Origin of the sequence: Leptolyngbya sp. FACHB-60, assembly GCF_014695775.1 — a bacterium.
GTDB lineage: Bacteria > Cyanobacteriota > Cyanobacteriia > Phormidesmidales > Phormidesmidaceae > Nodosilinea.
The window spans coordinates 49,974-74,586 of record NZ_JACJOX010000006.1 but is presented as its reverse complement, the minus strand read 5'-3'; the positions used below and the strand labels follow the sequence as shown (position 1 = coordinate 74,586).

The following is a 24,613-nucleotide window of genomic DNA, read 5'->3' as shown; positions in this document are numbered from 1 at the left end:
CTCATCAACGAAGCCCACGGTACGGACAGCAAGTCGAGGTGTCACCATAGATACAGCCCTCTTCCATACTTTTTAGCTTTAGTTTACTTCGTCAATAGTGACTAAAGAGGGATTACGCTTAAGCAGAACTGCTTAGCGGCTAAGGAGCAGGCATTAATCTGGTTTATTTATGTCTTAGGCTTGAGGAATAAGCGTCAGCAGCTATGGAGTAGACTTTAGCCACTAATGAGAACCGATGAGGGCTGAGATGGGGGCTTTTGGCTTTGGGATAAAAGCACTTGGAGAACAGTAACTTTTATTCCATCTCCCACCTCTCTCGATGCCACCTCAACCCCTCCAAACTTGGCCTAAACTCCCTTTCTCTCGGCAGCCCGATCGCCTCTCCTCCAAACGCCACCATCTCTCTGCTCTCCACCACAGGCTCTTCCGTAAACCGCTCCGGTGGAATCACAATTCGGTAGTCGTCATCCACCCCAAACCAGCCGTGGTCAAACGCCCAGTGGTGGTTCTTGCAGAGCGCCAGCCCATTGATAAAACGATCATCCCTAAACTCAGAAAACGGTTTGATATGGGCACCGTCTACAATGTTTTGCCCATCAGCGCTGATAATTCTCAACCCGCAAAACGCGCAGCGCTGGTCGTAGAGCGACACCACAATCTTGCGAAACGCCCCATTCCTAACAACAATGTTTTCCTCATCTCTAAGGTCTTCGACGTTGTAAGTCGCTCCGCCTTCTCGCAGAAGCTGGGTTTTCACAGACTCAAACTCATCGATTAATGATAGCTGTTCAATCTCCGACGATCGCCCCGAAAACCAGCTATCAATCAGCACCCGCAGCAAAATCACTCGCTGCCCTGGGTCTTGCAAGATGGAAAACAACTCAGGATCAAAAGACGCGTATTGAACAATGCGTCTAACAGCCGTAACGCCCTTGCGGCCCAACCCCGTCGGTGTTGCTGTTTCGCTGTCAGGGTAAAACGTTAGGTGCCAAAACGTATCCCCCGTCAAATGCACAAATGGTAGTGAGATATCAGAGCGGTGATCCGTTTTTACCAGGCTGCGCCAATACTTGAGAAACGTCGAAATTAGCTCTGGCGATAGCGGTACCTGATTCAGTCGAATCTTGCCTTGCTCAATCAATTCAATTACTGAAATCAAGAGCACAGGCTTATGGGGAGCAGCCCCTCGCTCTCGATGTTTGTTGACGTTCAGCTTCGCAAACTTTTTGGCGTAGTATTTCAGGTCTTTCAGCATCATTTAGCTAGAGGGGGCATCTAGCGCTAAGCTTACTTAAGGCTATTCATATACATAGCCTAGGCTTCTCTAAGGTAGCCCAGCGGTCTCGAAATTCATTGGTCAATGAAATTTCCTTTACTTCCGCCAACTGTCCAGGAAACCAGCGACTCACCGAGACGGCCCCCTGGTGCGCCAGCAGGCGACCGGTCTTAGTCACCTGCTGTCGACTAAAAATACGGTTGAACAATTTCAAGGCGTGAAACGCTTGTTGTACCGTTGTACTCTAAGGTAGGGAAAATAAAAAGGTATAACAATTTCCGTTGTAATCGGAAAAATCCAATCAGATTGTTTGAAAAAACGGTTAAACAATTCTTGAAAACCTTATATGTCAAGGTTCTCAAGGTTCAACTCTTTCCTAGGCCATAGGTAGTTGAAGCATTGTCACTTTAGCTTTGGAGCTAAAGAACCAGGTCGGGGAGGCAACTGTTTAATGGCTACGCAGCTTCTGGGGCAATATCTAACGCTAAAGGAGTTCTGTACCTGCACTCGGACTTACCGCAAAGATGCCGACTACATCGACCCATACCCTAGTAACCCTGACGAAACGCTTCCTGCCTTGGAAGCCCTATGCCGATGTGTTGTTGATCCGGTAATTGATGAGTTTGGGCACGACCGCTTTCTGCTTACCTACGGCTTTTGCTCAGCGGATCTGAAGCGATGGCTGGCGAAGAAAGACCCAGCGACAGGAAAGAAGCACGGTATCGCCACCCCCAGCCTAGATCAACACATGGCCCACGAGGTGAATCGGAATGGGCGGTACTACTGCGATCGCCTCGGGGCAGCCTGTGATTTCCGCATTCTCGACCTGCCCAGCGATGCCCTGGTGGATTGTATTGTGGCCCAGCGGCTGCCGTTTGACTCGCTGTATTTTTACGGGCACGATCGTCCTATCCACATCAGCTACGGCCCTCAACACAAGCGGGATATCTGGGGTTTTACGGCAAAAGGCACTCCAACGCGAAGGGGAACTGAGAGGTGGCTAATGCAGATACGGACTTCAAAAGTATTTTGATAGGTGTGTGGGCATCATTTTTCGGGTTGGGCAAACTGCTAGGTAGTGCTTTCAGACCTGCGCTAGAGGTAGGCAGTGAGTTTTCTGCCTTGTTTCAGCTCTTCGGCGGGGGTAGTGGGAGGGGCCAGCGCAGTGCTTTGTAGAGTTCTAGCCGGTAGAGATCAAAGGCAGACTCTAGCAGGGCGGCATGGATGGCAGCGGCATCTAAGATGCAGCGGTAGTAGGCTGTCCTTCTTCCATTTCCCCGCTGAGTACTGGGCGCATATTCGTACCACCAATCCGATTGAATCGACGTTTGCCACCGTGCGACTCAGAACCGACAAAACCCGAGGCTGTGTCTCCAAGGACACCATCCTGGCACTGGTGTTCAAGTTGGTCGAAAGCGCTCAGAAGAGCTGGCTCAGAATTCGAAGCTTCAAACACCTCGCCGATGTGATTGAAGGAGTCGCGTTCAAAGATAGATACTGAGTAGATGACACAATCGATGTGACTCAGATGCAGGACGCCACCTAGGGCAGTGAGTGGGGCGATCGCAACACTGAACCAGTTGCATTAGGAGTCTACCCACACAATACTGAAGTCTTTAGAAGGAAAGATGGCCGCCGCTGAGGTGACGGTTGGGGGAAACCGTGGAAACTTACTTAATAGAAGTGTTTACCAAAGGGCCATAGGTTTCAATCAGACGATTTCGCAGCATATCAACATTAGGAATCATCCTTTTTTGCCGAGATAGTGCCAAATTAGCATAGGTTGGCATGACCGCTCCGTGTCTAGTCGTTCGTGGAGCCGAGATGTTTACATCCCAGTGGGGAAAGCCGTTTGGAGGAACAACAAAAGATCCCCCTGGATAAGGACAGTCTGTTCTATTTACACAAACTAAATAAACACGATTATCTTCAGCTTTAGGAACAGCTAGTAATTCCCTTTCTGAAGGTTGTACCCAAGCGCTGCACCAAACAATAATATCGGCTCCATTCAATGCAAGAATACGTGTGCTTTCAGGATAAAGACCATCATCACCCAAAATGATGCCAATGCGGCCAAATGGAGTCTCAAAGACCGGCAGCTCATCACCCGCCTTAGCCCAAGCCTGCATAGATGGGCTTAGATGAGTTTGTCGATAGCGACCGATTACATGGCCTTCTGGGCCAATCAAAGTTGCTGAAGAAGAAAGAATATCGCCTATTTTCTCAATAACGGGAAGAACGATTGCACAACCATAATCTCTCGCGATTTCTCCAGCCCGGTTGATATGAACCTCTGTATCCTTAGCCGCATCTTCTGCTTCTTGGTGGTTAAGATTCCACATCGGGGAGCCAAAGTGTAACGGTAAGGCCAAAAGCTTAACTTCCAACTTAGCTGCATGGCTAACCATCTCGAAAGCAGCATCCAAACTGTTAGGCTCATCAGTCCTATGACATTGAACAGCTGCTACTTTAGTCGTTTCCTCTTCAGGAATGAGTGGCTGCTTGAGGAAGGCAGCGACTGGGGTCTCCTCAAAAGGAGTCAGCAGTCTTTGATAAATATCGGGACGGCGATTGCCTAACTTAGTTTTAGGTTCTTCTGAGAAAATAATATCAGCGGATACAACACCATGGGTATCGTAGGGGATTTTCGCGGCTACCTGACCAGTAGGAGCCACAATCATACTGCCACCAGGATAGTAGATGCTGCGTTCTACCCCAGCTTTAGTGGCTGCAATAATCCAAGATTCATTTTCAAAAGCTCGGGCTGGTACCCACATCTCTGCTTGATCCATCGCAAAGAAGTTTGCCATATCTAGAATGATGTCGGCTCCCTGTAATGCCAGACATCTAGCAATCTCAGGTATGCGACCATCAAAACAAATGAGCAAACCAATGCGGCCCAATTCTGTATCAACAACAGGAGAACCTTTGACCCCGCATTCAAACCAATTTTGGTCGTGGGTAGCCAAAAACTGTTTTTGGTAATGAAGGATTAACTTGCCTGTCTTGTCTAGGAGCAATCCACTGTTAAAGATTTTTTCATTAACTTCGTCTTTCTCAGTAAAGCCACTAGCTATAAACAAGCCATGCTTGCGGCAAAGGTCAGCCATTGCCTCGACATATTTTCCAGTAATTGTCTCGGCCAGCTCAGAGCAGTGCTGCTGAGAATCGAACAAGTATCCTGTATTCATGCACTCAGGGAAGACAACCAGTTCAGCACCCTGCCGAGCCGCTTCCTGAGCGTATTTATCCAGAAGATTGATATTGAAATCCAAATCCCCCAGAGCAGCTAAGGTTTGCACAACAGCTGCTCTAAACTTTCGTCTTGCCATTTTTAGGTGACCTTATGATATCTATGCTAGTTCTTCCTTGCCAAGCATCATCTTTTGAGCGCTCATTTCTTGATCAAGCACACCTTCAGACAAGAACACGTCGATAAACTTCTGATAGGACGTTACGTCTTCAGCGTCTAAATCGTTAAATCCTCTTAGACGAGGCTGGGCAACATACTCTGCTTGGTCTGGTTCTAAAGCCGTGTACTTAGAAATGATAGGACGATACTTATCAAAGTTCTCATTTGCCATTTTCGTAGCTTCATCAATAATCTGAACTACTTTTTTGGCTGTTTCAGGGTGGTCAGTAATAAACTTTGATGTTAGAACTGCTGCCCCTGAGTAGAAGGGGTCAGAGATAAATTCAGAAACGGGGTTTACCATCGCAATTTTAGCCTGCTTTGTGGCTTCTGCAATTGACCCTACAGGTTCAAGCGAAAGGGTAGCATCTACAGCCCCCGATACAACGGATGGTAGGTGTAATCCTACGGCCATTTGCTCAATAGTTACGTTGGTGCCTGGTTCTAGCCCATTCTGCTTCAATAGATGCTTGAGGATAGTTTCCCACTGAACCCCTGGGATAGTTCCTACTTTTTTACCTTCAAGATCTTTGAGTGACTGAATAGAAGAGTCAGGCTTGACGATTAACCCATCATTTGTGAACCCGCTCTTAATACCGCCTCCTTGAAGTCCGAAGACTCTGAACGTTCCGGGCGCTTTAGCCTCAGCTAAGACTGTAATTCCAGCTGCAGCTCCAGGCGGGCCAAAGTCAGCACGACCAGATACTAGAGAATCAATGATCTGGTTTGGATTCTCAAATTTTGCAGACTCAACTTCAATACCAGCTTGCTCAAATAGTCCTTCTTCTAAGGCTACATAGTATGCAGTTGTCTGCATAATTGGCAACCAAGAAGCAACCACCTTCTCTTTTTTAACGATTACCTGAGGGGAACCCTGACTAGAATTTCCTTGGGTGCCATTATTGCAAGCAGCCAAAGCACCTGTTCCTAAGGCGAGGGCACCATACTTAACAAATTTGCGGCGATTCAGGTCAGTCATGGTAATTATCTTCCCTTCCAATGAACAAACTTATCCTCAATGATCAGAAAAATCTGATTTAAGGCATATCCCATAACCCCTGTAGCGATAATAGAGGCATACATTTGGGGCATATCAAAAACTTGTTGTGAGTCAATAATGCGCTGTCCCATGCCGTGAGTAGAGCCAATAAACATCTCGGCAACAATAATAACAACAAGGGTTAGTGAAATTGATGTTCTTAATCCTATAAATGTTTGAGGTAAAGTTTCAAAAAACGTTACATCAACAAAAATCCTCCAAGAAGGGATTCCCATTGCTTTTGCTGCCATAACACGAGTTTTCTTCGTGTTCATAACACCATAAGCTACGTTGAAAAATACGACTAAAGCTCCTGCGAAAGCCGCTACAGCAATTTTAGAGAAGTCTCCAATACCAAAGACAACCAAAAATAGGGGAAACATTGCTGTCGCTGGAGTAGAGCGGAAGAAATCGATCAGGAACTCAAAAGAGCGATATACCCTCTCGTTTGATCCTAATAGGATGCCAATGGGAACCCCCGCAACTACAGCAATCGCGAAGGCATAAAGGCTTCGATAAAGTGTAAGCCAGAAGTCTTTAATTAGATCCCCACGGAACAAGCTAACAAAGAGCGACTTGAAAGTTTCTATGGGAGTTGGTAGGAGTACAGGATTTATTAATTCTAGGGATGCTACTATCCACCAAGCGATGATGACTATTAGAGTGCCAACATTAGCAATTAAGAAAGACGCTAGAGCTTCATTGGTCATCTTAGAGCTAATCTTGAATATCACTTGTTTACCTCCCTCCTAAAGATATCTAGGCTGTAAGCTTTAGTGTCAATAAATCGAGGGTCAGAAAGTGTCTTCACAGTGCGTGGATGACTGATATCAAATGAGATTATCTCGGCTACATGGGTGGTTCTTTTCGTCAGGAGGACAATATTGTTAGAGAGATAAATGGCTTCCTCTAAGTTATGTGAAATCATTACCATAGTGACACCAGAGGATATGAATACCTCTTGTAACTTTTCAATTATGGATAGCGTGGCTTCATAATCCAGGGCTGAAAACGGCTCGTCAAGGAATAAGACCTCTGGACTTGTCGCTAGTGCCCTCATAATTGAAACAAGCTGCTGCTGACCGCCTGACAACTCATAGGGATAGCGTTTTAGGTCAAACTTTACTCCGAATTGCTGTATTAACTCCTCTAATTTTAATTTGCGCTGTACTTTTGATAGCCCTGCCCTGGACAATGGATATGTAATGTTGTCGCTTGCTCTCAGCCAAGGAAAAAGAGCATCCCTATAGTTTTGGAATACGTATCCAATTTTTGATTCTGCAAGTGATTTCCCACCAAAATAGACTTCCCCGCTATCAAATGGGATAAGCCCAGAGATCATGCTAATAAGCGTTGACTTTCCACAACCATTAGGCCCGAAAATTGATGTGAATTGGCCACCAGGTATACTTAGGTTGAAGTTTTGGTACAGGATTTCTTTGTGAAATTTTTTGGTTAAATTTCTTACTTCAATACCTGTGCAAAGCGATTTTTCTCCCTGCTGATTTTCTGAAGCGCCTACTAAATCTAAATGCATGTTCAGAAAAGACAGAACAACTTGGTGACAACAATTCTTCTTTTTGTATCTTTGTGCAAGTTATCAGTCACCCTACGTCAGTATTGTTGTCTCAGATACATTTTCTCTGCTTTTCTTCCCTGATTGAAAGTCCTTGAACTATTTTGGGGATAACTAAGAACAAGGGCCCATCACAACATTTATGGCTCTCACCGTCCCCGAAAGCATTCCCTCTAAGTCCAGTGAAGGGGAAAAGTGCCTCTTCCACATTCTCAAAACCAAGCTGCCCGAGGATTTTATCGTCTGGTACACATTAGCGATTTGGCTCTAAACTAGCAAAACTACAATTTGGGGCCTTTAAGGGCTTCTACAGACTTTGGCGTTAATGTCGATGTTCTGCTTCCTTTTCTGCGACTAACTCGTGCATTTTTTGGTCGATCGCCTGAGCGTCCAGTAAGCCTTTGTCCGCTAGCAGTTTTTCACAGGCCATGACCCACTGTTCGTAATAAGGCACGGAGTCAGAGGCATCGTTTTCGGTGGCGGTGATCACGGATGACAAATACTGGGTCCATTCCGGCCAAGTACAGTGCTCAAGCGTGGCCAACTGATTCACAATGGCGAAGGCCTTGGCTTCCCAAGGTGCATTAAACACGCGTTCTTGATCTGTATTTGGCATGCCAGAGCCGGATTGAATGGGCGGTGGATTTTGAGGATGTTGCATAGGATTCAGGTCGCATCTAAATGGTCGTCAAACAGGTCGATATAGAGGGAATCTTTGGGGGAGGCATCTGGCCCCCAAAGTTCTTGAGCGGCAAAGCGCACGCTGTATATGTACTGCGGTTTTGTTGCCAAACGCTGCCCCACCGTGTCCGGAAAAACGTAGACCCCATTCACCTTGGCGATGGTGCCCATCTTTCCCCGTACATAGCGGGGTAGGCGAGTGTAGGTGATGGGGTGCATGACTTTTGCGCGAACCCTGTCCCCGGCTTGAAATCGAGGCGGATCGTCACTGACATCACGGCAGTCAACGCCATTCTGAAGTAGGTACTGAGCCTGGGCGACTGTCATACACTCATTGCTGGTTTCGATGGCCATCGTGATTACTCTCCTTGTGCCAACTCAGCGATACGTTGCTCAATTTCTGCGGGGGTGACCAGGTTGTGCTCGGTGATCAAGAGTTCCAGGGCATACAGCCAGCGCTCGTAATAGGCCGAACTGAGATAGTCTCCCGGTGGCATCCGCTCTGAAGCATGGCGGGTTTCATCCACCGGGAAAAAGTTGCAGAAGGTGGCAAAGCTCATGGCAAAAACTTTGGCTTCCCATTTGGAATGGAAGACGGGTTCATCTGGCTCGATAGGGATAGGCCCCATGCCGTGCATACCACCCATATCGTGGGGACCGTTCATCGTAAATCCTCCTAAGCGGCAAGGGTGGAAGGTGGTTCGGAGGGCTGAACCTTGGCCGTGCCAATCATGGCGTTACGGGTCACTAAACCAGCCAGCGCCGCTTCGGACAGGCCCTCGGTGCCCTGCGGTCGCTCTGGCAGAACTAAATATCGCAAATCGGCGTTGCTGTCCCACACTCGAATTTCAACCTCATCAGGAATGGCCAGCCCAAATTCCTGTAGCACTTTGCGCGGTTCGATCACGGCCCGCGCTCGGTAGGCAAAGGACTTATACCAGGTGGGCGGCAAGCCTAAAATGGCCCAGGGATAGCAGGAACAGAGTGTGCAAACAATCAGATTGTGGACTTGAGGGGTATTTTCCACCACGACCATGTGCTCGCTGGAGAACCCCGTTAACCCAAGTTCGGCGATCGCGCTCGTGCCATCGGCCAGCAACCGCTGCTTATAGTCGGCGTCAACCCAGGCTTTCGCCACAATCCGGGCTCCGTTGTGGGGGCCAATTTGGTGTTCATAGGCCTCGATGATGGTATCCAGAGTCGTCGGATCAACGATGCCTTTTTCAACGAGCAGTGACTCAATTGCTTTGACGCGGAGGGCAATCTCGGACTCTGGGCGGTGAGTATGGGCCATGGCTTAGTAAAAAGTAGCGAGCATCAATGCTGGAATGGCTGGACAGTGATTGTATATAAAATTGCTATTTGAAACTCAGAAATTATTGACAAATGCCATCGACTAAGTGACAAAATCTAGAGTAATACTATAGGCTAAAACAATCAATCTTCTAAAACATTTTATGGCGATAATCAACACCTACACCCATCCATTTGAGCTCCCATTAGAGCATACAGCTCTGCTCATTATTGATATGCAAAATGATTTTTGCCACCCCGACGGATTCAATAGCAGTCAACTAAGTCTTAGCCTAGAGTCAGTCAGGGCTATTATTCCGTCAATTCAGGTTTTGCTTGACTGGTCTCGAAAAATGGGGCTGACGGTCGTTTTTACCCGCGAAAGCCATTCTCCTGATTTATCTGACTTAACCTCCAGTAAACAAAAGCGATATACCAATGCCGGTTCCCCGATTGGTGAGCCCGGCAAAATGGGCCGGTTTCTAGTTCAGGGAGAAAAAGGGGTTGAAATTATCGACGAATTGAAGCCTCTCCCCCATGAAATACAGCTAGATAAACCGGCCCATTCTTGTTTTGTCAACACTCAACTTGACCATAAGCTCCGCAGCCAAAACATCACTCACCTTCTCATCACGGGGGTCACAACTCAATGCTGTGTGCTGGCAACCTATCGCCATGCCAGCGATTTGGGCTATGACTGCCTGTTGTTAGATGACTGCTGCGCTGCGTTCGATCGCGCCGATCATGACGCCACGATTCACATCCTGCAATCCGAAGGCGGTGTATTAGGTTGGGTTGCTCAGTCCTCCATGCTTTACCATGTCTAACTTTCTCCTTACATCGAAATGATAGAGGCTAATCCTTTGGCAAGAAATCGTCAGCATCTGCCGCTTATTTCTACGAAATGCGCAGGCCACAAGCCTACAACTTGTTCTATAAGCAAAGAATGACAGTTTTTCTTGCGTAGGTTGTGCCCTTCACTACAAAACTCATAGACTGATGCCTTTATTCTCAGAGCCAAGCGGTTACTGGGCCTATGCCTGACGAAGACTCGGCTCTTGAGCATAGCGACCAGTGATCATCCCTGTTAGTCTCGTCAAGCTTTATCGCGATCGAGGTGTTTGTTCCCATGCTGCCGAAGCATATTTTGATTCTTTCCACATTGGGTGCTCTGTTTGTGGGGGGCTGTGGGGCATCGCCGTCCGCCGACACCACGGGAGCGCCCTCCCCAGAGAGCGCCGAAGCAGCGCCTGCCGATGAGTTGATCTCGGTAAAAGCGGGTCACTTAGTGGCGTTGGATATGGCACCGTTGTTCGTGGGGGTCGAATCAGGTTGTTTTGAGCAGCACGGACTGGATGTCGAGACGGTGTTCTTCACCAATCCCGGCGATAACAATGCCGCCCTGGCCGGCAGCCAAATCGACTTCAGTACTAATCCCTTTACCCTGCCGTTTTTTGCGGCCAATAGTGGCGTGCCAATTAAAACGGTAGCGGCAGCCGGGGGATGGGGCGTTATGCAGGTGATTATTGACAGCGATTACGGAGTTGAGTCCATCGCCGATTTGATCACCTTCGTGACAGAAAACCCCGACCAGCCGTTGAAAATTGCCACCCTCCGGGGGGACACGCTGGAGTTGATTCTGGTGGATGCCTTTGAGCAGGCTGGCCTTGACCCAGAAGCCTTTGAGATGGTCTACTTCGACGATCTACTGGCGATGGTCGATGCTTTTCGATTGGGAGAGGTGGATATCCTGAGCCACATCAAGCCTTATACGACCCAATTTGTCGCCGCTGGCGAGGCGAATGTCATCACCGACAATGCTGAGGTTTGGTCGCCGACAACGCCGAACACTGTGGTTAGCGTGCTGGAGAAGACTCTCAACGAGCGTCCTGAAGTCGTGGAAGCCTACATTCAGGGCTTGCAATGTGCGGCTGAGATTATTAATACTGACCCTGAGCAGGCTATTGAACTCCTTGCGGAGGGCAACTATTACCGAGTGGAAAATGATGTGTTGCTGACTGCCTTTACCACTCAACCAGCCCCTATCACCTTTACTCCCGACCTGAATGCGGTTCAAACGGTGGTCGATAAGATGGTGCAGTTGGAGTATATCCAGGCGGACGTACCCGCAAAAGATATCTTTGATGTCTCAATTGTGAAAGAGCTAGAAAAGTAGCATGGTGAAGAGCGATTCTGGCGGGCTAGATTCCATATCGCGATCACTGCTGCCCCTGGTTTGTGGAGTGATTTCTTGCGTCGTTTTTGTCGGGGTTTGGGAAGTCATTGGTGCTAATCGCGAAAACCCCATTGCCCAAGTTTTGCCCCCGCCATCCAAGTTTCTGCCGGTGCTCTTTGAGAGTGATTTCAAAATTGGCCTAGGGTCGCAATCGGCATCGATTTATCAGTCAGTCATCGTCACCTTAATCCGGGTCATTTCGGGTATGACAGTGGCCTTTGTAGGGTCAATTGTTTGTGGTCTGCTAATCAGCCTTTCCAAGTGGTCAGAGTTGTTTATCCTGCCGATTTTAGGACTGATCGCGCCCATTGCTCCTATCGCCTGGGTGCCCCTGGCTCTAGTGGTTTTTGGCGTCAGTAATTTAACGGCGGTGTTCATTGTCTTCATGGGGGTCTTTTTCACCCTGACGATCGCAACCGTAGCGGAAATCAAGAGAATCCCCGAAAACTTATTAATTACCGCCGAAAATCTCGGGGGGGATAACTTTGCCCGCTGGAAGTTCGTCATTATTCCCGCTGTCTTACCCGGTGTATTTACCCTGCTCAGAATCAACTTTATTGCTGCTTGGATGGCTGTCTTAGCCGCTGAAATGACCGGTTTAAGGGATGGCCTCGGCACGGTGGTGATGACTGGACGCAACCTGTTCAACAGCAACCTAATTTTGCTAGGTATTTGCATTATCGGCATTACCGGATTTGCGGTTGACCGATTGCTGATGATGATTCAAAGAAAGTTTTTCTGGTGGAAGATTTAACTGATGAGCAGTCATTCCTCAGCTTTAGGTGAACGCCATCACCAACCGGTTCTGGACTGTCAGCAGGTGGCGAAAGTCTTTCATGCCAATCAGCAGTCTTCGTTCACGGCGCTAAAAGATATCAACTTGGAAGTTGCCAGAGGTGATTTTGTCACCATTCTGGGCCGTTCGGGAGGCGGAAAATCAACCCTACTCAAGTTATTAGGGGGATTTATTCCCCCTACCTCAGGCCAGGTTTTATTTCATGGCGTGCCCTTACTAGGCATTACACCAAAAATTGGCATGGTGTTTCAGGAAAATACCCTGTATCCTTGGTTAACCGTTGAGCAAAACATCTGCTTTGGCTTCAAAGTTCGCGGCAAACAAAAGTATCAGTATGCTTTGCGCGTTCAGGAAGTGATGGAACATGTGGGGCTAGCTCCAGCTCGCCACCTCTACCCGCATCAGCTTTCAGGAGGCATGAAACAGCGGGTTTCCATTGCGCGATCGCTGGCCATTCAACCCGATGTGCTACTGCTGGATGAACCCTTTTCGGCCCTGGATATTCAACTGCGGCGGCGACTGCAAAAATTTCTCCTAAATATTTGGCAAGACACCGAAGAAGCCACCCTGGTGCTGGTTACCCATGATGTGGAAGAGGCGATATTACTGGGCCAGAAGCTCATTGTGGTCGGTGGACAGCCAGGCCAAATTATAGAAGCAGTAGACATTTCGGCTCCGGCTTTTAGCGATCGGTATGATCGGCATTTTTTAGACCTGCAACAGCATCTGGAAAGAGTAGTCGGGGAAGAGCCTGACATGATGGAAAATCCCTTCTCATGGGCGGCGAGCTCAGGCCCAAAAATCACAAGTCACTCTTGACTAATTCGGGCTGGGTATTGGGCCTTATAGATTTTTAAGATATTTTTGGATTTCAATGCTGTGACGCCATCTTTCTGCTTTAACCAATTAATAAATGCCAGCAGGTCTTCATTATCTTTATAAATGTACTCCAGCATGATATCGAATTCGCCAGTGACAGCGGACAGATAACTGATATTCTCCATGCCAACCAATTCATCAAGTGTCGACTCAAAAAAATTAGGATTTACTCTTATTTCGATATAGGAGACATTTTCATGCCTAACCTTTCCCGTATTAATGAAAGCGCTGATGGTGATGATGCCATCATCCAAGAGTCGCTTCATTCGATACCTAACCGTTGCTTCTGGCGTATCAATTGAACGAGCGATATCCCGGTAAGGAATTCTGCCGTTATGCTGCAAAAGCTCAATAATCTTGAGGTCAAGACTATCAATCTCAGAATTTTCTAGCTTCTCGATAGCGCCACTGCCGTTAGTCATCATTGCATTATTTTCTAGGATGCCTGGGACTAGTATATCAGCCATATTCGGCTGGTAAAATCACAACTTTTTAGGGATTTATATATTCATCAAAAAACTGAATAATGCACCTCATAGCATGTTGCCAACTATACAGTTTATGGTGTCTTTATTTCCTATATTAGTTTTATTAGGTCGTGAAAAGATAGTGAAGCTGAAAATAATTTCAATTGCTTTTAGATTTTCTCAATTTTCGGCTAAAACTCTCAAAGAAGCTTTTTGTGATGGAGGTCTAATTGGCCTTTTAGAGCTGGTCAAATATTTTATGGGGGCTGTTAACTTTGCAAAACTTGATTCCGACGACTGTTTTGACCGGGTATTTAGGTGCTGGTAAAACTACGCTCCTCAACTACATTCTGACGGCTCAGCACGGTAAGCGTATCGCCGTCATTGTGAATGAGTTTGGCGAAGTTGGTATTGATAATCAGTTGGTGATTGATGCTGACGAAGAAATCTTTGAAATGAACAATGGCTGCATCTGTTGCACCGTGCGGAGCGATTTGATCCGCATTGTTAGTAATTTGATGGAGCGTGCTGAAGATTTCGACTACTTGATGATTGAAACGACAGGATTAGCAGATCCGGCACCAGTTATTCAATCCTTCTTTGTGGACGAGGTGATGCGATCGCGCCTCCTCTTAGATGCCATTGTTACCGTCGTCGATACCAAATACATCTGGGAGCACTGGGACAGTAGCGAAGCCCAGGAACAGATTGCCTTTGCCGATGTGATTTTGCTAAATAAGGTCGATCTAGTGTCGCCGCCCATTCTGGAAGAGCTAGAGCAGCGCATTCGGAGTATGAATGCGATCGCCAAAATCTACCAAACGCAGCACTGCCAAATTTCGCTGGATACGGTGATCGGTATCGGAGCCTTCGACCTGAAGAATGCTCTCAGTATCGATCCAGAGTTTCTCGGCGAAGACGCTCACGATCATGACGCAACTGTGACCTCGGTTGCGATTCAGGAAACGGGCGTCGTCAACGGTGAGCAATTTAATCGCTGGATCTATCAGTTAGTGCAAGCCCGTGGGCCTGACCTCTTCCGCATGAAAGGCATTCTTGACCTGGACAACGCCAACCGCCGATTCGTGTTTCAAGGGGTGCATATGACCCTGGATGGCCGTCCCGGGCGCCCCTGGCAAGAGGGAGAAACGCGGCGCAATGAACTGGTCTTTATCGGTCGTGATTTGAACGAAACAGAACTGCGGCGCGGTTTTAGCGAGTGCTTGATGTAACCCCCAATAATTCAGAACGCAATTTGCCATGAAACAATCCGAAGCCTTAACGATCAGTATCGGCGTACTCGGTGGTATCGATGTTTTCCTGACTGCAACGGTCATTCCAGTGCCGGTTTGGGTCACTTTTACCGCCTGGGCCTCCTTCTTTATTGTGGGGGGCGGTGTGCGGGGCTTTATTAAGTCCATTTCCTGCAACATTACTGGCATTATCATTGCCGCGCTTTCGCTGTTGGCGATTGATTTGATTGGGCCGAATCCCCTGGTGGCCGCCATTTGTGTGGGCATTGGCAGTGCCGGCATGGTGCAGGCCTCGAAATTGCCCTTTACCCACGGCATTACCCCAGCCATCGTCTGGGGCTTTTCGCAAACGGTGGGTACGGTAGCGGTCACGGGGTTATCGGTCACCGCCGCCTTGCCCAACAACCCGGTGTTAATTGCGATCGCCGCGATGATTCTCGGCAACCTGTTCGGTTATCTGTCGGAGGCCTGGGGCAAGGCCATGACCATCTCTGCCTTGGCCACGACGGCCGAATGAGCAGGAATCGGCGTAACTCGTCCCACGACTGAACCCACAAATAGGTCAGTTTTGCACATCTTTAATCAGACCAAGGAGCCATAACGCTGATGAAACTACAGCATAATCTGGGGGGCCTAGAAGGGCTCGACCCCATCAATACCGAGACGCAGGTCTTTGTCGAACCATGGGAACAGCGCATCTTTGGCATTCACACCGCCATGATGGCGCTCAGTAACCATCTGGGGGACTCGCTGCCCGACTATGCGATCGAGGAAGTACCTACCGAGTTCAAAAGTTTCTGGACGTGGGGACACCTGCGCATGGGAGCTGAAGGCATGCACCCCTTTGACTACTTCCGCTTGCGTTACTACGAAAAGTGGCTAGGGGGAATTTCCGGTTTCTTTATCTCGGAGGGGTACATCACCCAGGAAGAACTGGACGCTCGCACCGCCGAATTGCTGGAGGACAGTGAAAAAGTAGCGGCCCCCTTACCATCTGGAGGCGCGGCCGAAATCGACGCCCAAGTCTTGAAATATTTACAGGAAGGAGACTCCCCGCTGAGAGAACGGCCCGCTCCACCGAAATTTAGCGTGGGCGATCGCGTCCGCGTGAAAAACGTCTCACCGGGTGATCACAGTCGCCTTCCCGGTCACCTGAAAGGCCACTTGGCGGAAGTCGTTCTGGTGTATGAAGGGGCTTTTACCTATTTCTTCCCGACCGAAGATGGCATTGGTGTCCCGATGCCCGTGTACAGTCTAGCCTTCAAGAATGAGGATATCTGGCCAGAATCGTTGACTGAGCCCAATTCGCTCTATTTCAACGACATTTTTGAAGTGTATTTAGAAGCCGTTTAAGGGGAAAGCCTCATGCCTAGTAATTATCCAGGATTTAAGTACGGAGCCGATCGGGAAGCCGTCAGTGCTGCGAAGGTCAAAGCGCTGGAGTCGCTCTTAATCGAAAAGGGCATCATCACCGGTGACACGGTTGACAACATTCTTGGCTATTTTGAAACGCAAATGGGCCCGTTCAATGGCGCAAAGCTCGTCGCCCGTGCCTGGGTCGATCCCGACTTTAAAGCGCGACTGCTGGCAGATTGTAATGCGGCCTGCGAGGAATTGGACTTTCCTCAGGGCATGTCAGGGGCTGAAGGCGAGCATATGCGCATTGTCGAAAACACACCTGAAGTACATAACATCATTGTGTGTACGCTGTGTTCTTGCTATCCCTGGCCCACCTTAGGATTGCCGCCCTACTGGTTCAAAGATCCGACCTTTCGGGCTCGCGTGGTGCGAGAACCGCGCAAGGTCTTGTCCGAATTTGGGGTTGAGCTCGATGACTCTGTCGAGGTGCGGGTATGGGACAGCAGCGCCCAGATCCGTTGGTGGGTGCTGCCGATGCGTCCCGAGGGGACTGACGGCATGAGCGAAGCAGAACTGGCGGCCTTGCTGACCCCTGAGGCCATGATGGGCGTCGCCACCGTCAAGGTGTAAGCCACTGTAAGCCTCGACAAAGGCGGAGTTTAGGGGACTGAGCATAGCCCGGACTCCGCTCGCAGATAGAGAGACACACGCGCTATGTTTACTAAATTCGAGCATTTTGCGGCGACCAGCTTAATGGGGAATCCCACAGAAGCACCGCCTCGCAAAGACGGACATCTGCATTTCGATCGCGATTGGGAAAAAATGGCTTTTGGAGTCGCGATCGCCCTCTCCAAGCAGGGGTATTACGAGTGGGAAGACTTTCGCCAAACCCTGATGGCCACGATCAAGGAGTGGGAGACTACCCACGACCTCAACGACCCCAACTGGGACTATTACCAGTGCTGGTTAACTGCCCTGGAAACGCTGCTCATTAAATCGGGTGTCATTGCCGCGGGTGAGTTAGAAACGCAACTGGCGCAATTACTGCACTGCAAACCTTCTAAACTTTAATCATTCGAGAACATAACCGATGAAATCGACCCCTCATTTTTCCTGGACTCGTAAGTTGGTCATGGGTGGATTCGTGAGTGTGAGTAGCCTCGCCCTCGCCGCGCCCGCCCTCGCGCATCACCCGTTTGGTGGGAGTACACCGACCAATGCCATCCAAGGCTTTTTGTCGGGACTAGGGCATCCTGTCATTGGGCTGGACCATTTGGCGTTTGTGGTCGTCATCGGCTTACTCGCGGCGGCAATAGGGCAAGGTTTGATGATGCCCATCACCTTTACGCTGGCGGCGCTGGCGGGTACCGGACTGCATTTAATGGGGCTCAACTTACCGCTGCCTGAGATGATGATCTCGGCGTCGGTATTGTTATTTGGTATTTTGCTGGCCCTCAAGCAACCGCCCGCCACCCCAATAGTAGTCGCCTTAGCCGCTATCGCTGGGCTGTTTCATGGCTATGCCTATGGAGAGGCGATCGTCGGTGCCAATATGGGACCGCTCTTTGCCTATCTACTCGGCTTTGCCAGCATTCAAATGGTCATCGGCATCGTAGCCTACACCCTCGCGCAGCGCCTCTCGCCCCAATCTGAAGGCGGAGCCCTCAACCTTCGGTTTGCCGGGTTTGCCTTTGCCGGTTTAGGGTTCGCCTTCCTCTCCGACATCTTTTTCGCTTAACGATGTCATCAACTTGGCCCTAAGGTAGCTGTGCCCCCTCGGTGACTAGGACTCCGGGGGGTTATCATTTGCCAGAAGCTTGACGGTCTTTTCTACAGACCGCTATCCCGCAAGTGCTCAAGCTGATGACCATGCACGCCAGTAAGGGGCTAAAGTTCTCGGTTGTATTTCTCCCTGGGGTGGGCACCAATATTGGGAAGTGGCCGATGAGGACCGGTTGCTCTATGTGGACATGACTAGGGCGATTGAGGTGCTGGTGTTGAGATGCGATCGGCAATCGCAGATCGGTTGCACCCAGCTCTACCATCGGCACGCGGATCAGATTGACCCATTTCCCAAGAACTTAGATGAGACGTTGCCAGTCCTAGAATCGCTGTGTCAATACATCATCGACCCGGTGATTGATGGGTTTGGGCGCGCTCGCTTTCTGCTCACCTACGGCTTTTACTCGGTAGATCTGAAGCGGTGGCTAGCGAAGAAAGACCCACTGACGGGGAAGAAGCACGGTATCGCTACCCCCAGCCTCGACCAGCACATGGCCCATGGGGTGAATCGGAATGGGCGGTACTACTGCGATCGCCTCGGGGCAGCCTGCAATTTCCGCATTCTCGACCTGCCCAGCGATGCCCTGTGGATTGGATCATTGCCCAGAGACTGCCCTTTGACTCGCTGTATTTCTATGGCCCAAACCGCCCTATCCACATCAGCTATGGCCCCAGCACAAGCGCAATATCTGGGCTTTTACCGAACGGAGAACACCGACGCGGTACCGTCCTGATTAGTCATAATTCAACCAAATGTCGTTCAACTTGCCAAAGCTGATCAGCCGTAAGCCATTCCGGCTGAAACCTCATCAGGTCAATGCGTAGGTCTAGATCAATATCCCGCAGTACATCATAGGCTTTCCACAAATCATCAAACTCAATGCCTTTCGGGCAACGTCTGGGACCAAGTCTTAGCCTCAGACGTTGCCACGAGTTAACTCGATTAAATGAGCTGACTATACGTTATGGAAGACATCGATCGTCAGGAGATCGGCCTGGACATTTATTAACGAGGCAAGGATTTCGCCAGTTGGCTGGAATTGGATGAGGGCATCATCCGCCGAATCTCCGATACCTTGAGCAATGAATAGCTGGTCAAAGCTGAGGCCGGAGAGGCCCAAGCGATCTTCATGGAGGTTGAAATCTCGGATGATATCGGCTCCTTGGTTTACGGCCAGTACGAAAGTATCGCGACCGCTGCCGCCGGTGAGCCAGTCTTGGCCAGAACCGCCATTGAGCAGATCATCGTCATGACCTCCTTCCAGCGTGTCGTTGCCTGCGCCTCCTAAGAGAATGTCGGCATGGTCGCCGCCGAAAAGTTCATCATTGCCGCTGCCACCATCGAGGGTATCGCGATCGCGCCCGCCCAGAAGCACATCATCCCCGTCTCCCCCCTGAAGGTCATCGTCGCCATCGTCACCGTTGAGCACATCGCGACCCGAGTAGCCTGACAAGACATCGTCATTCAGCCCGCCAAACAGGGTATCGTCGCCCGAACCGCCGTCAAGGGTGTCGTTGCCGCGATCGCCCTTAAGGGTGTCGTTGCCCGCTTCACCGTAGAGGCTGTCGTTGCCGGTGCCGCCATCCAGGCTGTCATCGCCCCTGCCGCCTTCCAGCGAGTCATAGCCATCCTCGCCATAGAGGCTGTCATGGCCCATGCCGCCGATCAGGGTATCTTCTTCGGTACCACCCAGCAGGCGATCGTTCCCAGATCCGCCCTCTAGGTAATCGGCTTCCGAGCCACCTTCCAGCACATCGTCGCCAGAGCCACCCAGCAAGATATCGCTGCCGGAGCCAGCCTTCAACACATCATTGCCTGAACCCCCATCTAACTCGTCGCTGCCGCTGCCGCCGCGCAGGGAGTCATCCCCGGCACCGCCGTCGAGATAGTCATTGCTGAAACCGCCATCGAGGGTATCGTTACCCGCGCCCCCCAGCAGGGTATCTTGGCCGCTGTCGCCTTCGAGGGAATCATTGCCCGCGCCACCGTCGAGATAGTCGTAGCCGTAGCTGCCGCTCAGGTAGTCGTTGCCCGAGCCTCCGTAGAGGCGATCGTCGCCGTCTTCCCCACGCAAGGAATCGTCATGGTGTCCACCATCGAGCCAATCGTCGCCAGTGCCGCCATAGAGCGAGTCATTGCCCGCATCGCCATAGAGGACGTCTTCGTCCGCTTCTCCTCTGAGAGAATCATTGCCGTAACCGCCCTGAAGGGTATCGCTGCCATAGCCGCCATAGAGGCTGTCATTGCCGAGACCGCCATCGGCAAGATCGTCACCATCGTCTGCGTGTAGCGAGTCGTCGCCATCGTCGCCCTGTACCGTATCGTCGTCGTCGCCCCCGTAGAGTAGGTCGTTATCGTCGCCGCCGCAGAGGGTATCGGCCCCCTCGCCGCCGTTGACGATATCGTGTCCTTCGCCACCCGAGAGCTGATCGTTGTCGCTGCCCCCATCAAGGGTATCGTTGCCTGCGCCGCCTGCGATTTGGTCATCACCGTCTCGACCTTCGAGGTAGTCGTTGCCGCCATTGCCGATGAGGATGTTGGCGCGATCGCTCCCTTGCAGCGCATCGTTGTACTGAGAGCCGATGAGATTTTCGATGCTGACTAGCAGGTCATAGTCGTGGTGCCCGCCAGAGGCTTCCCCACGTTCGAGATCGGCCCAAACTTTACCCGGATCCCACCAGTAGCTCACGGTATCGTTGCCATCACCACCGTCTAGGGTGTCGTTCCCGGCATGTCCGGCAATCAGGTCATCGCCAGCTAAGGTGCGAATCCAGTTGTTGGCCTGGCTGCCCATGACGACGTCGTTATGATTGGAGCCGATGAGGTGCTCAATGTTGAGCAGGGTGTCGCTATTGTCTAACTCGTCGTAAGCTTCCCCCGGTGCGAGGAAGAACTCTGGGGTGAGATAAGCGATCGCCTTACCACAGTCATCACACGCTTCATCAGGATGATATTCAAAGGACTGATGATCATCCAAGTTAAGGCGAACGCCAACGGAGGAGGTCTCAAAGCTAACTTCGTCAATGCCATCACCACCGTCAATAAGGTCGTTGCCGTCACCCCCATCAAGGGAGTCCTTGCCGTCACCGCCGAACAGTTCATCGTCGCCAGTGCCCCCTAGCAGCGTATCGTTGCCATCGGCACCATCGAGGATGTCATCGCCAGCCCCGCCATTGAGGGCATCATTTCCAGTTTCGCCATAGAGTTCGTCGTCACCGTCATCCCCGTTCAGAATGTCGTTGCCCGTACCCCCGATAGCAATATCATCACCATCATCCCCGTAGATGAGGTCATCTCCTTCATTCCCTTCGATGAAGTCGTCGTCATCTCCACCAGAGAGATTGTCGTTGCCCGTGTTGCCCTCGATGTAATCCTGGCCGCCATCACCTGTGATTAAGTCATCGCCTTCACCACCATAGACTTCGTCATTGTCTTCGTTTCCGGCGATGGCATCGTTACCATCGTCCCCGTGGATGAGGTCATCGCCTTCATTTCCTTCAATGACATCGTTATCATTTCCGCCAGAGATGTTGTCGTTGCCACTACCCCCACTGATCAGATCTTCGTCGTTCTCGCCCCTGATAGTGTCCGCACCAGCATCCCCAAGAATGAGGTCTTTACCGTCTTCACCAAAGATAAAGTCGCTACCGCTGCCGCCACTAACTGCATCACTACCAGTGCCCGCATATATAACGTCCTCTTGGTCATTGTTATTGAGAAGTTCAGTAGACTCACTGCTCAATACCGCAAGTTCAGTCAGGGAAATATTACTGAATTCAGTAACAATTTGAGGGCTTAAATTATTGAGACTGCTAGAGTAACCAGCTATCTCAAAACTACCCTCTCCAAAACTATCTTCGCCAAAGACATACTTCGAGAAAATTTGCTCCTGAATAAGTTTAGTTGGGATAGATGGCTTACTAGGTTGCTCCTGCTTACCAGGTTGACTCTCATAGCCTGTGTCATTCCCATCTTGTTCTTTAATGTCGCTGTCATCTAACCGAGCATCAACCCATCCCTTGAAAAAATCGAAGACCTTATTTCCAGAATCTTGAAAGCCTCCGTAGATAATATCTCCCCCACTGCCACCATATAAGGTGTCATTACCATTTTCACCGTATAGTTCATCATTATCCGTCCCACCGAAGGCAGTGTCGTCACCATCTGCGCCGTAAAACGTATCATTGCCGGAGCCGCCTTCAAAGTAATCGTTACCTGACCACGTTAAACCATTGGCCCCATCATCATCGTAGGTGTCGTTACCTTCACCACCCCAGGCTTTATCATCGCCAGAGCCACCTTCAAAATAATCCCAACCGCCTTCACCAATTAAGTATTCATTGCCATTTTCGCCATAGAGCTTGTCATCATTATCACCACCAAAAGCGGTATCGTTACCATCAGCACCATAGAAGGTGTCATTGCCAGAGCCACCATCAAAGTAATCATTGCCAGATGAAAGTAAACCGTTGACGCCATCATCATCGTAGGTGTCGTTACCTTCACCACCCCAGGCTTTATCATCGCCAGAGCCACCTTCAAAATAATCCCAATCACCTTCACCGACTAAGTAGTCGTCGCCGTTTTCGCCATAGAGCTTGTCATCATTATCACCACCAAAAGCAGTATCGTTACCATCAGCACCATAGAAGGTGTCATTGCCAGAGCCACCATCAAAGTAATCATTGCCAGATGAAAGTAAACCGTTGACGCCATCATCATCGTAGGTATCGTTACCTTCACCACCAAAAAATCTGTCGCCGCCCAAACCACCTTCACCATAGTCGTTTCCAAGACCACCTTGAAGCTCATCGCCTTGTGGACCACCATAAAGACTATCGTCACCTCTGCCACCTACTATTAAGTAACCAAATAGCGGAGATAATAGGCTTTCTACAGCATCAATAGATTTTTCAGCGAGAAAATCCAATATTTCAGACGCAAGGTTCGCCGGAAGATCTAGTTGCGAAATTTGTTCATCAAGAGAAGATATTAAGAAATCAACCACCGTACCACCAAGCCCTGCAGCTATTGACTTGGTGATTGCGGTCATAATTCTGTCTTTATGATCAAAGATATCAAGATCGTCATTTTCAGAGCTTCCATAGATTACTCTAAGATTATTTTGAGAATAAGAGAGAAATGGATCTAAAGATGGAGACAAAGCAATTGACAAAAGGTCAGGCAAGAGAATATCGAAATATTCCTCAAATGTATTGAACTCAAAAGTGTCGTTATCAGATTCTTTATCATTAATCTGATAATCCAAAAGAGTGTATGTGGCGTATGGCTTATTCAGTCCATCATATTCAATTTCGATTGTACGGCTAAGACTGTATGGATCAAATATCGGCTGAAGGATATAGTCATTAAATTTCTGAGAGAAAGATCCAGGAGCTGAATCTAAATTGAAATCATCATCTTGGGCGACAACTTTCATTCCAGAAATGAATCTGACTCCATTTTCAACGTTGAACTTTAAACTATTCCAATCTAAGTGGAAACGGGTGTTCCCAAAAATATATGATCTCCTAAGATAATCAGAACTACCCACTCCTGTCTTATACTGAGATATGCTAATCTTGAAATCATCTTCAATGAATCCCAGATCGCTGTAAGAGTACTCACCATCTGCCAAGTTTTTATATTTTTCATCTGTGAAAAATTCACTGACAGCAGGAAATAGGGAAGGATAAGCATAACGTCCAGCTCCTTCAGTCATATAGTTTGATGTGCTGAGATCAATGACTGGATTAAGATTGTCTTCTAGCGTGATCTCTTGATGACGAATATGTGGATTGTAGTCTGGGCTGTTTGGATCGGTTGTTCCAAAAACAAAAAGCTTTGTGAAGTCAACTAAGGGATTACTCAACCAGTTGTAAATGCCAGAAGTTTCGCCATCGATTCTTGCATCATCTAAGTCATATTCTTTTCCAAGCATGGTTTGATTGCTCCCCACATCTACAATAATCCTGTCATCCTCATTTAAAGACTGCTGTATTTTTGAGTCTACAGGTATGCCTTGAGTTACTATTGAAAATATGTACCCCTCATCACCAAGAGTGTCTACACCATCATTTACTTGCCAGTCGATGTGATGCCCTAACTCCTCCAAGAAGACACTTGCAACTACTTCTGGCTGCTCCTGGTACGCCTGTAAAAAAGCACTCGAAAAATAGATCGTATTCACAGACCCGGCATAGGCAGCATTGGCTCCTTGCAAAGTCTCACCATCCAAAATCTCAATCTTCGGGAAGTCTACAAAATTTCCTGTCGAAAATGCCGTTTGCCAACCACTATAGTCATTACTTTCCCCAAATACAGACGCCATCTTGCTACTAAACTCTGGGTCAGCAGCAAAACTCTGCAAACTGCTTACCACATCTTCCAGGATGGCCTCAGCAATACCCACATCGCCAAAAAAATTTCTGAAAGCCTCTAGCAAACCCTGAAAAGATTCGTTGTTTAGCAATTCTTCAAAGACAAAAACTTGAGCTTGGTTGTTGAATACAGACATGGTAAATCTCCCTAATTGAAATTAGAAAATGAACAAACAAGACAAA

The 24,613-nt window shown here is 49.2% G+C and carries 22 protein-coding genes and 2 pseudogenes; 13 read left to right on the top strand and 11 right to left on the bottom strand.

Features of this window, described 5'->3' with window-relative positions:
- Positions 1-295 precede the first annotated feature (295 nt).
- Positions 296-1,258, bottom strand: coding sequence for an HNH endonuclease (locus H6F57_RS01055; RefSeq protein ID WP_206754730.1), 963 nt, complete (start codon positions 1,256-1,258; stop codon positions 296-298).
- Positions 1,259-1,727: 469 nt separating this feature from the next.
- Here H6F57_RS01055 and H6F57_RS01050 point away from each other — a divergent pair, with 469 nt between their 5' ends.
- Together H6F57_RS01050 and H6F57_RS01045 are read left to right on the top strand one after the other, a co-directional pair.
- Positions 1,728-2,309, top strand: coding sequence for a hypothetical protein (locus H6F57_RS01050; RefSeq protein ID WP_190625467.1), 582 nt, complete (start codon positions 1,728-1,730; stop codon positions 2,307-2,309).
- 225 nt (positions 2,310-2,534) lie between these two features.
- Positions 2,535-2,777: pseudogene (locus H6F57_RS01045) on the top strand (transposase); the annotation flags it as partial.
- A 169-nt stretch (positions 2,778-2,946) separates the two neighbouring features.
- On the opposite strand, the gene H6F57_RS01040 reads toward H6F57_RS01045, so the two are convergent.
- The 8 genes from H6F57_RS01040 to nthA (H6F57_RS01005) all read right to left on the bottom strand — a co-directional run bounded on the left by H6F57_RS01040 (position 2,947) and on the right by nthA (H6F57_RS01005) (position 9,278).
- The gene (locus H6F57_RS01040; protein WP_206753706.1) at positions 2,947-4,578 is read right to left on the bottom strand and encodes a carbon-nitrogen hydrolase family protein; all 1,632 of its coding nucleotides are present in this window, start codon (positions 4,576-4,578) and stop codon (positions 2,947-2,949) included.
- A gap of 51 nt (positions 4,579-4,629) precedes the next feature.
- Positions 4,630-5,667, bottom strand: coding sequence for an ABC transporter substrate-binding protein (locus H6F57_RS01035; RefSeq protein ID WP_190625465.1), 1,038 nt, complete (start codon positions 5,665-5,667; stop codon positions 4,630-4,632).
- 5 nt (positions 5,668-5,672) lie between these two features.
- Positions 5,673-6,437 carry an ABC transporter permease gene (locus H6F57_RS01030; protein WP_190625464.1) on the bottom strand — a complete coding sequence of 255 codons (765 nt, stop codon included), beginning with the start codon at positions 6,435-6,437 and terminating at the stop codon, positions 5,673-5,675.
- 20 nt (positions 6,438-6,457) lie between these two features.
- The gene (locus tag H6F57_RS01025; protein ID WP_190625463.1) at positions 6,458-7,264 is read right to left on the bottom strand and encodes an ABC transporter ATP-binding protein; all 807 of its coding nucleotides are present in this window, start codon (positions 7,262-7,264) and stop codon (positions 6,458-6,460) included.
- A gap of 361 nt (positions 7,265-7,625) precedes the next feature.
- Positions 7,626-7,964 (bottom strand): nitrile hydratase accessory protein, encoded by a 339-nt coding sequence (locus H6F57_RS01020; RefSeq protein ID WP_190625462.1) that lies wholly within the window; start codon positions 7,962-7,964, stop codon positions 7,626-7,628.
- A 5-nt stretch (positions 7,965-7,969) separates the two neighbouring features.
- Positions 7,970-8,338, bottom strand: a complete 369-nt coding sequence (locus H6F57_RS27865; protein WP_190625461.1) for an SH3-like domain-containing protein — start codon at positions 8,336-8,338, stop codon at positions 7,970-7,972.
- Between the two features lie 5 nt (positions 8,339-8,343).
- Positions 8,344-8,649 (bottom strand): SH3-like domain-containing protein, encoded by a 306-nt coding sequence (locus H6F57_RS27860; protein ID WP_190625460.1) that lies wholly within the window; start codon positions 8,647-8,649, stop codon positions 8,344-8,346.
- 11 nt (positions 8,650-8,660) lie between these two features.
- Positions 8,661-9,278 carry a nitrile hydratase subunit alpha gene (gene nthA / locus H6F57_RS01005; RefSeq protein ID WP_190625459.1) on the bottom strand — a complete coding sequence of 206 codons (618 nt, stop codon included), beginning with the start codon at positions 9,276-9,278 and terminating at the stop codon, positions 8,661-8,663.
- A 163-nt stretch (positions 9,279-9,441) separates the two neighbouring features.
- Between nthA (H6F57_RS01005) and H6F57_RS01000 the strand changes: the two genes are divergently transcribed.
- The 4 genes from H6F57_RS01000 to H6F57_RS00985 all read left to right on the top strand — a co-directional run bounded on the left by H6F57_RS01000 (position 9,442) and on the right by H6F57_RS00985 (position 13,128).
- The gene (locus tag H6F57_RS01000) at positions 9,442-10,104 is read left to right on the top strand and encodes an isochorismatase family cysteine hydrolase (RefSeq protein ID WP_190625458.1); all 663 of its coding nucleotides are present in this window, start codon (positions 9,442-9,444) and stop codon (positions 10,102-10,104) included.
- A gap of 302 nt (positions 10,105-10,406) precedes the next feature.
- Positions 10,407-11,453, top strand: a complete 1,047-nt coding sequence (locus tag H6F57_RS00995; protein ID WP_190625457.1) for an ABC transporter substrate-binding protein — start codon at positions 10,407-10,409, stop codon at positions 11,451-11,453.
- Position 11,454: 1 nt separating this feature from the next.
- A complete protein-coding gene (locus H6F57_RS00990; protein ID WP_190625456.1) occupies positions 11,455-12,267 on the top strand; it encodes an ABC transporter permease subunit in 813 nt (270 codons plus the stop codon).
- 3 nt (positions 12,268-12,270) lie between these two features.
- Positions 12,271-13,128 carry an ABC transporter ATP-binding protein gene (locus H6F57_RS00985; protein ID WP_190625455.1) on the top strand — a complete coding sequence of 286 codons (858 nt, stop codon included), beginning with the start codon at positions 12,271-12,273 and terminating at the stop codon, positions 13,126-13,128.
- On the opposite strand, the gene H6F57_RS00980 is transcribed toward H6F57_RS00985, so the two are convergent.
- On the bottom strand, positions 13,119-13,655 hold the full coding sequence (locus H6F57_RS00980; protein WP_199289565.1) for an Lrp/AsnC family transcriptional regulator: 537 nt from the start codon (positions 13,653-13,655) through the stop codon (positions 13,119-13,121). The two genes, H6F57_RS00985 and H6F57_RS00980, sit on opposite strands and share 10 nt — an antisense overlap.
- Positions 13,656-13,930: 275 nt before the next feature.
- Between H6F57_RS00980 and H6F57_RS00970 the strand changes: the two genes are divergently transcribed.
- The 7 genes and pseudogenes from H6F57_RS00970 (at position 13,931) to H6F57_RS00940 (ending at position 18,787) form a co-directional block, all read left to right on the top strand.
- Complete coding sequence (locus H6F57_RS00970) at positions 13,931-14,887, top strand: GTP-binding protein (RefSeq protein ID WP_190625454.1); 957 nt, start codon at positions 13,931-13,933, stop codon at positions 14,885-14,887.
- Positions 14,888-14,915: 28 nt separating this feature from the next.
- Positions 14,916-15,425, top strand: a complete 510-nt coding sequence (locus tag H6F57_RS00965) for a DUF1097 domain-containing protein (protein ID WP_190625453.1) — start codon at positions 14,916-14,918, stop codon at positions 15,423-15,425.
- Between the two features lie 89 nt (positions 15,426-15,514).
- On the top strand, positions 15,515-16,261 hold the full coding sequence (gene nthB, locus H6F57_RS00960; RefSeq protein ID WP_190625452.1) for a nitrile hydratase subunit beta: 747 nt from the start codon (positions 15,515-15,517) through the stop codon (positions 16,259-16,261).
- A 12-nt stretch (positions 16,262-16,273) separates the two neighbouring features.
- Positions 16,274-16,897 carry a nitrile hydratase subunit alpha gene (nthA, locus tag H6F57_RS00955; RefSeq protein WP_190625451.1) on the top strand — a complete coding sequence of 208 codons (624 nt, stop codon included), beginning with the start codon at positions 16,274-16,276 and terminating at the stop codon, positions 16,895-16,897.
- Positions 16,898-16,981: 84 nt separating this feature from the next.
- Positions 16,982-17,338 carry a nitrile hydratase accessory protein gene (locus H6F57_RS00950; RefSeq protein WP_190625450.1) on the top strand — a complete coding sequence of 119 codons (357 nt, stop codon included), beginning with the start codon at positions 16,982-16,984 and terminating at the stop codon, positions 17,336-17,338.
- Positions 17,339-17,417: 79 nt separating this feature from the next.
- Positions 17,418-18,005 carry a HupE/UreJ family protein gene (locus tag H6F57_RS00945; RefSeq protein ID WP_313933557.1) on the top strand — a complete coding sequence of 196 codons (588 nt, stop codon included), beginning with the start codon at positions 17,418-17,420 and terminating at the stop codon, positions 18,003-18,005.
- A gap of 232 nt (positions 18,006-18,237) precedes the next feature.
- Positions 18,238-18,787: pseudogene (locus tag H6F57_RS00940) on the top strand (hypothetical protein).
- Between the two features lie 218 nt (positions 18,788-19,005).
- Here H6F57_RS00940 and H6F57_RS27855 read toward each other — a convergent pair.
- The gene (locus H6F57_RS27855) at positions 19,006-24,567 is read right to left on the bottom strand and encodes a hypothetical protein (RefSeq protein ID WP_190625448.1); all 5,562 of its coding nucleotides are present in this window, start codon (positions 24,565-24,567) and stop codon (positions 19,006-19,008) included.
- Positions 24,568-24,613: the final 46 nt, after the last annotated feature.

What these genes read in the sequence shown, in the direction of transcription:
- H6F57_RS01050 (WP_190625467.1), top strand. Translation starts at nt 1,728, where the DNA reads ATGGCTACGCAGCTTCTGGGGCAATATCTAACGCTAAAGGAGTTCTGT.
- H6F57_RS01035 (WP_190625465.1), bottom strand. Translation starts at nt 5,667, where the DNA reads ATGACTGACCTGAATCGCCGCAAATTTGTTAAGTATGGTGCCCTCGCC.
- H6F57_RS00965 (WP_190625453.1), top strand. Translation starts at nt 14,916, where the DNA reads ATGAAACAATCCGAAGCCTTAACGATCAGTATCGGCGTACTCGGTGGT.
- H6F57_RS27865 (WP_190625461.1), bottom strand. Translation starts at nt 8,338, where the DNA reads ATGGCCATCGAAACCAGCAATGAGTGTATGACAGTCGCCCAGGCTCAG.
- H6F57_RS01025 (WP_190625463.1), bottom strand. Translation starts at nt 7,264, where the DNA reads ATGCATTTAGATTTAGTAGGCGCTTCAGAAAATCAGCAGGGAGAAAAA.
- H6F57_RS00985 (WP_190625455.1), top strand. Translation starts at nt 12,271, where the DNA reads ATGAGCAGTCATTCCTCAGCTTTAGGTGAACGCCATCACCAACCGGTT.
- H6F57_RS01030 (WP_190625464.1), bottom strand. Translation starts at nt 6,437, where the DNA reads ATGACCAATGAAGCTCTAGCGTCTTTCTTAATTGCTAATGTTGGCACT.
- H6F57_RS00950 (WP_190625450.1), top strand. Translation starts at nt 16,982, where the DNA reads ATGTTTACTAAATTCGAGCATTTTGCGGCGACCAGCTTAATGGGGAAT.
- H6F57_RS27860 (WP_190625460.1), bottom strand. Translation starts at nt 8,649, where the DNA reads ATGAACGGTCCCCACGATATGGGTGGTATGCACGGCATGGGGCCTATC.
- H6F57_RS01000 (WP_190625458.1), top strand. Translation starts at nt 9,442, where the DNA reads ATGGCGATAATCAACACCTACACCCATCCATTTGAGCTCCCATTAGAG.
- H6F57_RS00990 (WP_190625456.1), top strand. Translation starts at nt 11,455, where the DNA reads ATGGTGAAGAGCGATTCTGGCGGGCTAGATTCCATATCGCGATCACTG.
- H6F57_RS00980 (WP_199289565.1), bottom strand. Translation starts at nt 13,655, where the DNA reads ATGGCTGATATACTAGTCCCAGGCATCCTAGAAAATAATGCAATGATG.
- H6F57_RS00995 (WP_190625457.1), top strand. Translation starts at nt 10,407, where the DNA reads ATGCTGCCGAAGCATATTTTGATTCTTTCCACATTGGGTGCTCTGTTT.
- nthB (WP_190625452.1), top strand. Translation starts at nt 15,515, where the DNA reads ATGAAACTACAGCATAATCTGGGGGGCCTAGAAGGGCTCGACCCCATC.
- nthA (WP_190625459.1), bottom strand. Translation starts at nt 9,278, where the DNA reads ATGGCCCATACTCACCGCCCAGAGTCCGAGATTGCCCTCCGCGTCAAA.
- H6F57_RS01020 (WP_190625462.1), bottom strand. Translation starts at nt 7,964, where the DNA reads ATGCAACATCCTCAAAATCCACCGCCCATTCAATCCGGCTCTGGCATG.
- H6F57_RS01055 (WP_206754730.1), bottom strand. Translation starts at nt 1,258, where the DNA reads ATGATGCTGAAAGACCTGAAATACTACGCCAAAAAGTTTGCGAAGCTG.
- nthA (WP_190625451.1), top strand. Translation starts at nt 16,274, where the DNA reads ATGCCTAGTAATTATCCAGGATTTAAGTACGGAGCCGATCGGGAAGCC.
- H6F57_RS27855 (WP_190625448.1), bottom strand. Translation starts at nt 24,567, where the DNA reads ATGTCTGTATTCAACAACCAAGCTCAAGTTTTTGTCTTTGAAGAATTG.